The organism is Mesorhizobium sp. M1396 (assembly GCF_040317725.1).
Lineage (GTDB): Bacteria > Pseudomonadota > Alphaproteobacteria > Rhizobiales > Rhizobiaceae > Mesorhizobium.
In genome coordinates, this window is sequence record NZ_JAMYLA010000021.1 from 86,382 (window position 1) to 98,106 (window position 11,725).

Annotated in this window: 11 protein-coding genes, 1 other RNA gene and 1 pseudogene; 4 read left to right on the plus strand and 9 right to left on the minus strand. The window is 62.7% G+C overall.

The window, feature by feature from the left end; all coding sequences use genetic code 11:
• The first annotated feature begins 1 nt into the window (after position 1).
• Positions 2–370, plus strand: a complete 369-nt coding sequence (locus NKH02_RS16140; RefSeq protein ID WP_352880001.1) for an avidin/streptavidin family protein — start codon at positions 2–4, stop codon at positions 368–370.
• 144 nt (positions 371–514) lie between these two features.
• Here the strand turns inward: NKH02_RS16140 and NKH02_RS16145 are convergent, their stop codons facing one another.
• Positions 515–1,477: a Dyp-type peroxidase gene (locus tag NKH02_RS16145; RefSeq protein ID WP_352880003.1), complete on the minus strand. Its 963-nt coding sequence runs from the start codon at positions 1,475–1,477 to the stop codon at positions 515–517.
• Positions 1,478–1,607: 130 nt separating this feature from the next.
• On the opposite strand from NKH02_RS16145, the gene NKH02_RS16150 reads away from it, so the two are divergent.
• Positions 1,608–5,561 carry an AsmA family protein gene (locus tag NKH02_RS16150; protein ID WP_352880005.1) on the plus strand — a complete coding sequence of 1,318 codons (3,954 nt, stop codon included), beginning with the start codon at positions 1,608–1,610 and terminating at the stop codon, positions 5,559–5,561.
• Positions 5,562–5,609: 48 nt separating this feature from the next.
• Here the strand turns inward: NKH02_RS16150 and NKH02_RS16155 are convergent, their stop codons facing one another.
• The 6 genes from NKH02_RS16155 to NKH02_RS16180 form a co-directional block, all read right to left on the minus strand.
• Complete coding sequence (locus NKH02_RS16155; RefSeq protein WP_352880013.1) at positions 5,610–6,497, minus strand: sigma-70 family RNA polymerase sigma factor; 888 nt, start codon at positions 6,495–6,497, stop codon at positions 5,610–5,612.
• Between the two features lie 27 nt (positions 6,498–6,524).
• Positions 6,525–6,830, minus strand: coding sequence for a hypothetical protein (locus NKH02_RS16160; protein WP_352880007.1), 306 nt, complete (start codon positions 6,828–6,830; stop codon positions 6,525–6,527).
• A gap of 131 nt (positions 6,831–6,961) precedes the next feature.
• On the minus strand, positions 6,962–7,186 hold the full coding sequence (locus tag NKH02_RS16165) for a ribbon-helix-helix domain-containing protein (RefSeq protein WP_352865218.1): 225 nt from the start codon (positions 7,184–7,186) through the stop codon (positions 6,962–6,964).
• Between the two features lie 10 nt (positions 7,187–7,196).
• The gene (locus NKH02_RS16170) at positions 7,197–7,394 is read right to left on the minus strand and encodes a DUF4169 family protein (RefSeq protein ID WP_352865216.1); all 198 of its coding nucleotides are present in this window, start codon (positions 7,392–7,394) and stop codon (positions 7,197–7,199) included.
• Between the two features lie 12 nt (positions 7,395–7,406).
• The gene (locus NKH02_RS16175; protein WP_352865602.1) at positions 7,407–7,943 is read right to left on the minus strand and encodes an SspB family protein; all 537 of its coding nucleotides are present in this window, start codon (positions 7,941–7,943) and stop codon (positions 7,407–7,409) included.
• A 118-nt stretch (positions 7,944–8,061) separates the two neighbouring features.
• A complete protein-coding gene (locus NKH02_RS16180) occupies positions 8,062–8,751 on the minus strand; it encodes a TetR/AcrR family transcriptional regulator (protein WP_352880009.1) in 690 nt (229 codons plus the stop codon).
• Between the two features lie 186 nt (positions 8,752–8,937).
• On the opposite strand from NKH02_RS16180, the gene NKH02_RS16185 reads away from it, so the two are divergent.
• Entirely contained in the window at positions 8,938–10,143 is a 1,206-nt protein-coding gene (locus tag NKH02_RS16185) for a multidrug effflux MFS transporter (RefSeq protein WP_352880010.1), read from the plus strand.
• A 58-nt stretch (positions 10,144–10,201) separates the two neighbouring features.
• On the opposite strand, the pseudogene NKH02_RS16190 reads toward NKH02_RS16185, so the two are convergent.
• Positions 10,202–10,659: pseudogene (locus NKH02_RS16190) on the minus strand (AAA family ATPase).
• A gap of 119 nt (positions 10,660–10,778) precedes the next feature.
• Positions 10,779–11,136: a transfer-messenger RNA gene (ssrA, locus tag NKH02_RS16195) on the minus strand.
• A 166-nt stretch (positions 11,137–11,302) separates the two neighbouring features.
• Here ssrA and NKH02_RS16200 point away from each other — a divergent pair.
• Positions 11,303–11,614, plus strand: a complete 312-nt coding sequence (locus NKH02_RS16200) for a DUF2853 family protein (RefSeq protein ID WP_352880011.1) — start codon at positions 11,303–11,305, stop codon at positions 11,612–11,614.
• Positions 11,615–11,725: the final 111 nt, after the last annotated feature.

Below are 11,725 nucleotides of genomic sequence, written 5' to 3' on the forward strand. Positions count from 1 at the left end.
CATGAACTGGAAAGGCGTCTGGAAGAATCAATACGGGTCCATTGTCGAAATCACCGATGATGCGGACAATCGCATATCGGGATCGTTTCGAACCGCGCTGACGGATAGCGGTTTCCATGGCCAGGAAATTCCGATTTTGGGCGTCCACTGCGGCGATTGCATAAGTTTTGCCGGCGGCGGGAAAACGCCAGTCGGCGATGCAATCGTCTCTTATACCGGCCTCCTTCGGGAGGGAAAAATGGAGACGTTGTGGTTTGTCGTCTCGGATGTGGCGATTAAGGCCAGCGGCGAGGGCCAACCTGCGAAAATCGAAAAACTGAATTGGTGGCGTTCGATGTCGACCAGCGCGGACACGTTCCAAAGAAGCTAGTCCCAATGGCCAGCGAAGCCATTTGGCCTCGCACGACGCCGCTCTGGTCATCGCGGTAGGGCCAGCAGCGGGTGTCGACTATGTTCGCATGCGCCCAAAGCGGAAGTAAATCCCGGAGCGTTAGCGTGCGGCCGCAAGCTTCTCCTACACGCCCTGAACAAGGGTTTGCAGCATGGGGCGAGTTGGCGCGAAGAATGTCGTGCCGGTGTACGGCGTGGAGAAATCAAGCAGGCGGTCGTAAGCGCCCGGCGGCTCACCGATGTACATGCGCTGAAGCATCTTCTCGATCACCCAGAGATATCTGGAATAGCCGATAAAATAGGTGCCGAACTCTTGCTGCCCCGGCCGGCCGAAGGGCATGTTGTCGCGCAGGATGTCGTATTCGTTGCCATCGGCATCCTCGATGGTGGCGAGCGATTTGTGCGACTTGCGCGGCGCGGCGTCATCGTCGATTTCGATGTTGTCGATCTTGGTGCGGCCGATGATCTCTTCCTGGAGGGGTGTCGGGGTCCGTGCCCACGCCTGGAGATCGTGCAGATATTTCTGCACGACGACATAGCTGCCCCCGGCGAATTCGGCGTCTTCATCGCCGACGAGTGCCGAGGCCGGCAGATCGAGGCCGGTCGGGTTGGCGGTTCCGTCGACAAAGCCGAGCAGGTCGCGTGCATCGAAATAGCGAAAGCCCGAGACTTCATCGACGACGGTCACGCCGTCACCGAGACTGTCGAGCAGAATGCGTTCGAACTCGAAGCACATGTCGGGGCGTTCGGACCGGATATGGAAGAGAAGATCGCCCGCTGTCGATGGCGCCGAATGAACGGCTCCCTTGATCGGCGCGAACGGTTTCAATTCGAGCGGGCGCCGATCGGGAGAGAAACGGTCCCAGAGATCGCGGCCGATGCCCGCTATGCACGACAGTCGCCCGGAGAGGTCGCGGAACCCGACGGTCTTCACCAGGTCATCAAGTTCGCCGAGCACCGAGGCGACCTTGGCGAGCGCGCTCTGTTCGCTGACGACAGTGACGACAAGAAAGACCGCCGAAAGCGACAGCGGAGCGTCGACGCTCTGCGCATCGATCGGCACCCGGTCCCAGTTCTTCCCAGACATTCGAATCTCCGCTTTGCCGGGATTTGTTTCAGATCACCGGACATCAGGCAACACTGGATGATTTGCCTCTTTATCGACACGCGGATGCGGGTAGAGTGCGGCAGAATTTCAATCAACCCGTTCGGAGCTGATGCTCGCTCGCCTGTTCGTGATCTTCGGTGGCCTTTTTGTGCTGGTGCTGTGTGCGGCGCTGGTGGTGCCGTATTTTGTCGACTGGACCGGCTACCGCGCCGATTTCGAACGCGAGGCGAGCGCCATTCTCGGCCGCAAGGTGACCGTGCGGGGCGACGCCACGGCTAGGCTGTTGCCGTTCCCGTCGGTGACCTTCGCGAATGTCGCTGTCGCCGGTGGCCCCAACGGCCAGCCGGCCATGACCGTCGAGACGTTTTCGATGGATGCGGAACTGGCGCCCTTCCTGCGCGGTGAAGTGCTGATCTTCGACATGCGGCTGGTGCGGCCGAAAGCGACCATCGATATTGCCAATGACGGCACGGTCGACTGGGCGATGCGGCCGTCCTCGCCCTTCGACCTCAACCAGATCTCGATAGAAAAGCTGACGGTGACCGAAGGTCAGGTCGAACTGCGCCATGCCGCCGGCGGCCGCAGCCATCTGATGTCCGAGATAAATTCGACCATTTCGGCCAAGTCGCTGGCCGGCCCGTGGCGCATGGACGGCACGCTGCGGCTGGACGGTCTTCGCACCACGGTCGCGGCGTCCACCGGCAAGGCCGAAGGCACAGGGCAGATGCGGCTTCGGCTGAAGGCCGATCCGGACGCCTATCCGCTGGTCATCGAGACCGACGGCAATGCCGGCATCGTCAATGGGGCTGCCGTCTATTCCGGCCAGTTCAAGATCTCAAATCCGGACAAGAATGGCGCCGACAAGAACAGCGCGGAGCTGCGCGGCACCGATGGCGAGACGAAGGTCAGCGCCGGCAAGCCCGATCCGGGCTTTCGGCTGAACGGCAAGTTTTCGCTCGACCACCAGAAGTTGGGCGTCGACGAATTTCGATTCGAGACCGGGCCGCTCGACAACCCCTACACCGCCGACGGCAAGGCCTCGGTCGATCTCGGGCTAGAGCCCAGCTTTGCCATCGAAGCCAGTGGCGCTCAGGTGCAGCTCGACGAGGCGGTGGGTGCGCAAGCTGGTGCCGGGCTGACATTGGATCAGCGCATTGCGGGGCTGGAGCAGGCATTGCTCGATATGCCGAAACCGACCATTCCCGGTACCGTCGAGGTCAAGCTGCCAGCGGTGGTGGCCGGCGACACCACGGTGCGCGACGTTCATCTGTCCGCCGAGCCGGTCGATGGCGGCTGGTCGGTGAAATCGCTTGCCGCGACCTTGCCCGGTCGCACCACGCTGGAAGCCGATGGCATGCTCTTGCTCAACGTGGAGGGCCATTTCGGCTTCAACGGCTCGTTGCTGCTCGCCGTGGCGCAACCTTCGGGTTTTGCAGCGTGGCTGTCGAAGGACGTCGACGAGGCGATCCGCCGTTTGCCCGCCGCCGGCTTCAAGGCCAAGGTCGACCTCTCGGAAAAGCGGCAGGCCTTCAGTGATCTCGAACTGATCCTGGGCAAGGCGAAGTTTTCCGGCCGCATCGATGCTAGCCAGCCTGACGATGCCAAGCCGTCGGTGCTGATGCGACTCGAAGGCGGCGAACTCGATGTCGACGGGCTGGCGGCCTTTGCCTCGATCTTCGTCAGCGACAAGGGTGCCAATCGCTTTGCCGACCGCGACCTCGATTTCCAGATCAAGGCCGGTCCGGTCAGCGCCGGCGGGCTGACCGCCGACACGGTCGATACCGCACTGAGGCTGCGCGACGGGCTGCTCGAAATCGACCGGCTGTCGGTGGGCGGGCTGGCCGGCGCCTCGATCAGCGCCACCGGCAGGATCAAGGATTTCCCGGCACGCCCGACCGGCAAGCTCGACGCCTCGGTGGTTGCCGTCGACCTGAAGCCACTGATGGATGTCGCCGCCCAGCATTATCCCGACAGCGCCGTGCTCAAAGGACTGGCAAGCCGTGCCGCCGCCTATCCGGAGCTGTTCCAGGATGCGCGCGTCGACCTGGTGGCGAGTGCGGCGGACAATGGCGACGGCACCTCGGGCCTGGCGGTGAGCGGGCAAGGCAAGGCCGGCGGCTCGGCTTTTTCCGCGTCGCTGTCGGGGAAGGGGGCGGTGGACAAGCTTCTCGAAGCTCCGGTGGCGCTGACCTTCAACGCTAAAAATCCTGACGCCACCGCGCTGCTGGCGCTCTACGGCCTGCCGGCGCTGCCGCTTGGCATGCTGGGCGAGGCAAGCACGGACATCCAGGCCAAGGGCACGCTTGGCGGCGGCCTGGCGACGAGTTTCAGCCTTGCCGGCGATGACTTCAAGGCCGGTTTTGAGGGAACGATCGCCGACACCCCGCAAGGCCTCGCCGCCAAGGGCAAGCTTAGCCTCGATGCCGCCGACATCGAACCATGGCTGATGACATCAGGCATCGGCCTGCCAGGCATGGGTGCCGGCATGTCGACGTCGCTCTCGGCGCAGGGCGACTATGGCAACGGTCTGCTGGTGCTGGACGAACTCAGCGGCGCCATCAACGAAGCGGCGGTGTCCGGCGACGTCAATGTCGACGTCAAGGACGGCGTGCCGCATCTGGCCGGGGCGCTGGCGCTCGACGAACTCGACCTCGATCCGATGGCGGTGGCGCTGTTCGGCGATTCCGCCTTCCTTGCCGACAAGGAAGGAACCGATAAGAGTGGGGCGTGGCGGGCAACGCCGTTCAGCCAGAAATCCAATCTGCCGTTCACCGCCGATCTCGACCTGACGACGGCAGCGCTTGCCGCCGGCCGGTTCGCCACCGCCTATGATGCCGCCTTTTCGCTCAAGCTCGACCAGGAAGGCATCCGCGTTTCGGATCTGAAGGCGAAATTGCTGGGCGGGGCGCTGACCGGCCTGTTCGAGCTGAAGAACAATGACGGCACCGGCCTTTTCACCGGCCAGATGAAACTGGCTGGCGCCGACTTGGCGACCATGCTGCCGGATGCCGGCATCAGCGGCAATGGCGATTTCTCGGCGGCGCTGTCAAGCAGCGGCAAATCGGTCGAAGGAATGGTGGCCGCCTTGTCTGGCTCCGGTACGGCGGCGTTGAGGGGCTTGCAGGTCGCCGGTGTCAATCCCGATGCGTTCAGTGCATTCCTCGCCAAGGCGGATGCGATCGGGCGTGACATCGATGCGGCCAAGACCGCCGGCTTTGCGCCTGAAATTGCCGCCGATGGCAGTTTTGCCGCCAAGGACACCGATATCGCCTTCACGGTTGCTGGCGGTATGCTCAGGGCACCGCCGGTCAACCTCGAAAATCCGGCGGCGACCTTGTCCGCCGACATCACGGCCGATCTCAATACCAGCATGATTTCCGCCAAGGGGACGATCGCCTATCGGCCGGGCGATGACGCCCTGGTCGGCTCCGAGCCGACGGTGAATTTCACCGCCGAGGGGCCCTTCGGCGCGGTGAAACGAGAGTTCGACAGCGAGCCGCTGGCGCAGTTCCTGACTCAGCGCGCGCTGGAAAGGGAGCAGCAGCGTGTCGAGGCAATGCAGGCCGAACTGCTCGAAAAGCAGCGGCTGCGGCGCGAGGTACGCTACTACGCGGCGCTGCAGACCGAACGTGACAAGGCCGCCGAGGAATTGCGCAAGCAGGAGGAAGCAGCGCGGCTGAAGGCCGAGGCCGAGGCGAAGGCCGAAGCGGACGCTCAGGCCAAAGCCGAGGCCGACGCCCAAGCTCGGGCCGACGCCGAGGCGAAGGCCAAGGCGGATGCCGACGACAAAGCCAAGGCGGATGCGGACGCCAAGGCCGCTGTTGAACGGCAGGCCGCCGACGAGGCGGCCAAGGCGCAGGCCGAGCAGGAGCGGCAGAAGGTGGAAGAGGCGATGCGTGTGGTCTCGCAGGAAAAGGCAAGGCTCGAGGCCGAACGCAAAGCCGCGCAGCAGCCTCCCAAGGTGGAGCGTGCGCCACTGCCGGAGGCCAACGGCAATCCGCCGCCGGCCAAGCCGAAATCCAATCCGTTCACGCTCGACAATCTGCTGAAGTCACTGCAGTAGGCAGTAGGCAGTAGGCAGTAGGGAAGGCCTTTCCGCCCCGAAATCGTTTCAAAGAACGAGCAGTTGCGCCCCGTCCGCCACATAGCGGGCGTGGCGGAAATCCCGGACGGTCAGGAGTTTGCCGTCCTGCCAGGCCAGCAGGATGAAATAGGATGGCCGGGCCGCTGGATCGTCACTGTCGCGGACGAGGACTGCCGGCCTGTCTTCGACGAAGCCCGGCACGAAGCGCCAATCCTGCACCTGGGAATAATTGTGGAAGTAGGTGCCGACCTCCTGGCGACCATTCAGCCGCGTCCTTGCCACCAGCTCCAGCCGCACCTCATCGGCCAGCATGTTGCGCACGGCGTCGAAGTCTCGGGCGTTGAATCGGTCGATATAGGCGTCGAGCAGCAGACGCTCGGCCGCGCTCAGCTTGGGGAGAGGGCGGTCGTCAGGTTCGTCCGCGAACCGACGCAGCCGGCCGCGGCCGCGATGCAGGGCCGCCTTGATGGCGGGGATGCTGGTGTCGAGCGTGGCGCTGATCTCCTGCAGTGAATAGCCCAGAACGTCCATCATGATGACGCTGCTTCGCTGCGCGAGAGGGAGGCGCATGAAGGTATGGAGGCCGGCCGCCGCGGCCTGACGGTCGACGGTGGGGTTTGCCGGGTCGACGATCATGTCCGGGTCCTCATCGGAAAGAGTCTTTTCGCGGGCTCGCCGGCGCAGGAAGTCGAGCGCCGCATTGTGAGCGATGCGGAACAGCCAGCCCTCGGGATTGGCGATCGGGCCGGCATTCGGCAGCGCCTCGAATGCCTTGGCCAGTGCTTCCTGCAGCACGTCCTCACCGTCGATGACCGAGCCCGTCATGCGGGCGCAGTAGCGGTGCAGCTTTGGACGCAGTTCGCCGAACAGGCGGCTGAAGAGTTCGCGTTGTTCGACGTCAATGATGATATTCATGCGCCTGCCATGAGTGCCGTGTTCCACCTACTGGTCGAGCATACGATAACTGCCCACCACGGTCATTTCCTCGCGCTGCGGACGTTCGATCAAGCGATCCCTGATGCCATTCTGAAAGGCCTCGAATGCCGCCAACCCGGTGATGATGTCGACATGGGCCTCGGTTTCCGTCTCGACCAGATGGACAAAGGTCCCGTCGTCGGAACGCCATGTCATGTAGCGAACGCCTTCCGGCGATTTTTCCCGCAGCTCGTGGAACACGGCCTTGACCAGCCGTTCATTCTCGTCGGCCCGTTCCGGTTTCGTCTTGTAGCGTATCAGGTGGCGTTTCATCGAAGTTGTTCCTCTTGATTGCCCGCGCCCAGCAGGCCGCTCATGTCCGAGACGTTGCGGCGAAGCCAAAGGATTCGGGATGCCCGGGAAAATAATTGCGGGTGCGCCTGCCTGGGAACGCCCTGCCGCAGTTATACGTCCGCGCTGCGTTTCGCCCAGCCCAGGACATAGAGCCTCAGCGCCGAGGACAGGTTGGTGTCGCGGGGCCGCGTCTCGTCGACCTCGGCGACAAGGGCGGCGAGCGTCAGCTTTCTGGTCGCCGCGATCGCGACGAGGTCGTCATAAAAAGGTTTTTCAAGGGAATAGCTGGTGCGGTGGCCGCGAATGGTCACCGAGCGCTTTTCGACCGCGCTCACGGCAGAGCGCTCATTGTTCGTTTTCGCCGCCGGATGGCTCGCGGCGGTGGCCAGCGACGAATTTTTCGGCCTTGTCGGCGATCAGGTGGTCGCGTTGCTTCTCACCTTTGGAACGGCCGTGCAACGCCCGGTTCTGGTCGGCAACGCGCACCTTTTCGCCCCGCGCCTTCTGCTTGCGGGCCTGGCGGAGGTTGATGATTTCGGCCATGGCGAGCTTGGCTTATTTCTTGCGGAAGGCGTCGAGCGAGACCACTTCGGCGCCCTTGGTGGCGGCGTCCGCCGCCGCGGGCTTCTTCTCCGCCTCGGCGGCGGCCTTCTTCTCGGCCTTCGGCTTTTTCTCGGAGACGATGGTCAATGGCTCGGGCGAGGCTTGAGCGGCTGGTTCCTCGGCCGCACCGTCCGTCTTGACGTCGAATTCGAGCTCGAAATTGACCGAGGGATCATAGAAGCCGCGCACGGCCGAGAACGGGATTTCGAGTTTCTCCGGCACGTCGGAGAAGGACAGGCCGACCTCGAAGCCGGTGTCGGTCACCTTCAGGTCCCAATACTGAAACTGGATGACGATGGTCATCTGCTCGGGATAGCGCTCGCGCAGACGCGACGACACGCGCACGCCCGGCGCGCCGGTCAGGAAGGTGATGAAGAAGTGGTGGTTGCCGGGGAGGCCGGTGCGCGCGACTTCGGCCAGGACCTTGCGCATGACGCCGCGCAACGCCTCCTGGGCCAGAATGTCATAGCGGATGTGGTCGTCGGCCATGTGACGGTAGGGTTCCATTGAATCGTCCGCATAGCTGTAATCAAGCTTTAGGGCGGCGTAAACCTGATATAGACCGCCACCGCACCGAGACGAGGACTATTGCCAACGATTTGATCGCTCAGGCGCTGGCGAGCGCGGTCTGCTTTTCAACCGGTATCGTGGAGCGGCGCTTGCCAAAGGCGCGCAGGAAGGTGCGCACGCCATTCGTCGCGGATTGCACAACTTCGTCCTCGCTCGGCGAGCCGCCAAGCATGAAGGTCGTCTGCAGTTCGGCATTGACGAGGCCAAGGAACTGGCGTGCCGCCACATCGGGGTCCTCGATCGCGAGGTAACCGCCATAGGCAAGGCGGGCAAAGCGGGCGGCGATCGCCGGCCATGTCCTGCCCGGTCCCTGTTCGCGCCACTCCGCAAACAGTTCGGGATAGCGCTCGCCTTCGGTCTGGATCAGCTTGCGCAGGAATTTTCCGTCGCGGCTGCAGATGCAGTTCTGGTTCAAGCGCACGGCAAAGCCGATCAGATCCGCTTCGAGATCCTTGGGCCGATCGGGGAAGGTGGCAATGGTGGCGAAGATGCCGGCATTGCAGCGCTCGGTCAGATCACGAACCACCGCGACGAACAATTTCTCCTTGTCACCATGATGATTGTAGATGGTCTGGCGCGAGACGCCGGCCTCGGCGGCGATCAGATCGATGTTGGCGCCGGCGAACCCTTCGCGGCAAAACACGGCAGCCGCGGAATCGACGATCGACAGACGCTTGGCCTCATGGCCGCGTGGCGGGAAAGTGTCAGGAGAAACGTGCAGCTTCATTAAGATCTATATAGAGGTGATTGACGAATTAGACAAGACTGTCTAAATTTGTGGACATAACATAAAGAGATTTCGCCCGCTGAGACGAATAAAATTCGCTCTTGGGTGTCGGAATCTCATGGGATGGAACGTCCTAGGTTAGACGTCGCCTGGCGGCGGCAACCAGACTTGAAAGAAGCCTATATCATGAGTCCCAAATTCCTCCGCATAGCGGTCGTGCTCGGCCTGTTGTCCGCCATCGGCCCGTTCGCCATCGACATGTATCTGCCCGCATTGCCGTCGATCGGCGCCGATCTCAACGCCGGCACCGCGGCCGTGCAGATGAGCCTGTTGATCTTCTTCCTGTCGATGGGCTTTGGCCAGATCGTCGTCGGGCCGATCTCGGACATGGTCGGCCGCAAGCTGCCGCTTTATGGCGGCCTTGCGCTGTTCATGGTCGGCGGCATCGGGTCGGCAATGGCGCCGACCATCGAATGGCTGATCGCCTTCCGCTTCCTGCAAGGGCTTGGCGCCAGCGCCGGCATGGCCGTTCCGCGTGCCATCGTTCGCGACCTGCACACCGGCAATGAGGCCGCCAAGCTGATGTCCTTGCTGATGCTGGTGTTTTCGGTGTCGCCGATCCTGGCGCCGCTGACCGGCAGCCAGATCATCGAGAATTTCGGCTGGCGCGCCGTGTTCTGGACGGTGACGGGTGCGGCACTGCTGGCCACCATCCTTTTGGCAACCTCGCTCAAGGAGACGCGGCCGGTGGAAGACCGCGCCGGATCCTCCTTCGGCACCGCGCTGTCGGGCTACCGCTTGCTGATGGGCGATCGCAACTTCCTCGGCCTGACGGCGATCGCCGGCTTCGGCATCGCGAGCTTCTTCGTCTATCTGTCGAGTTCGTCATTCATCCTGATCGATCATTACGGGCTGTCGCCCTCGGTCTACAGCGTATTCTTCTCGATCAATGCGGTTGCCTTCATCGGCATGTCGCAGATGACGGGATTGCTGGCCGAGCGGTTCGGCCTGCGGCGCGTGGTGCGCGTCGCGGTGACCGGCTATGCAACGACGATGGTGGTGCTGTTCGCAGTGATGGCGACCGGCATCGACCGGCTCGACGTGATGGCGGCACTGCTGTTCGTCGGCTACGGCTTCCTCGGTCTGGTCATCCCGACCACTTCGGTGCTGGCCATGGAAGAACATGGCGAGATCGCCGGTACGGCTTCGGCGCTGATGGGCACGCTGCACTTCGCCATCGGCGCAGTCGCCATGGGCGTTGCCGGCGTGTTCTTCGACGGCACGCCGCTGCCGATGGTGGCCGGCATCACGCTGTGCGCGGTGATCTCGTTCACGCTGGCCAAGGTCACGCTCGGCCGTTCGCGCGAAACCGTCCAGGCCCCGGCGGAATAAACACTCGCCATTCCAAACAAAGGGCCGGGTTCTCCCCACGGGTTCTCCCCGGCCTTTTTCATATCGATCCTGCCTCGGCGAGCACGAAGCGCAACCGCTCCTCGACCGGTGCCGAAGGTAGCGGGACCAGTTCGTAGCCAAGTTCCGTATAGACGCCGACCAGTGCATGACAGGTGCGTTCGGCCTCATCAGGCGTCTGCCTGCGCTCTTCATCCTGCGCGAAAATCTGCGGCCATGGGGGGCGGCGAAGACGCGCGGGCTGGAGCGGAAACGTTTCGCTGCGCAACTGACATGCTGGGGCACCGGCAGGCCGCTTAGCCTGAGATAGCCAAGCGTGTCCGGCACGCCGCGATCGAAGAAAACAGGGCGCCCGGTCTGTTCTCGCGCGACCTAGTACGAGCGCATCTCCCATGACAGCATCAACTCGGCGGCCCGGCGCAAGGCTGCGACCAAGGTGGTCTTGCCGGAGCCGGGACCTCCGGTCAGCACGAAGAATCGATCGGAATCGCTTTGCATGTTTTATCCATGGAGAGGCGCGCGAGGTGCCGCGCCTTGGCGGCTGACAGGTCGCACAAGGATTTGCCTGGACTGGGAGCTGCCGTTGCGCGTGACGCATATCGAAGGAGGAGGGGAGAAGTGGAGGTTTCTGTTGCCAGGTACCTCCGAACCCCGCCTAGAAGTGCGAACCCCTAGGGCTTGAATTGAAGCTATCGCACCGCTTACGCGGCGAGACGTGCTTCCGCATAGTTGTCATTTGCAACTACAGGTTTAGCCCGATAACGGTGGTACCATGCCGGGCAAAAGTACGATCTTTACACCTTCGTCGATCCTATTTCGCCCCCAGCAAAAACCGCTGTCGCCGACAGCGGCTTTTGGTGGAGGCGCCGGGTACCGCCCCCGGGTCCGAACGGCTTATTTCATCGCCCATTTATCACCATAGTCGGTCAAGCCGACAAGATGAATATAGTGACCCATCGCAAGAAATGAAAGGCCGCAATGGCACTTTGTACCCGTCAAAACCGCATCTCCAAAGGGTTGACTTGGGCGCGGTCTCCACCGAAGCTTTGCCACGGTGAGGAGTAGCCGACCTAAAGGCACAAGTTGCAGCAGCGCCACAGCCTCATCGATCGGATCCGTGGCGCCGACGAGGGGAATTTTGATGGCCGACTATCTTGCAGACGTGAAGAAATACGACGCTGGTGCCAGTGCGGATGCGGTCGAAAAGATCGTAAAGCACCTGGGCATCGCGCTCAGGAACCGTGATTCCTCGCTGGTATCCTGCACCGACCCGAAGGAGCTTGGGCGCGTCAGGGACAACTGGGTCGCCAAGAAACTCGGCATCAGCGACGCGGCGAAGGCCGATGCGGCAATCGAGAAGACTTGCAAGGCAATGGCTGCTGACAACACCAAGAGCCGGGTGACTTTTTACTACCTGGTCGCGAAAGACCTGGGCAAGCTCGGCTCCCTCTGAGACCTTTTGATAATTCTACTCTGGCAGCCGACTAGGGCCTGTTGAGATTCATCTGGAGTTTATCACGGCGGCGGCGAGATGGATGATGGCGTTGAAGCTCTGGTCGGTTTT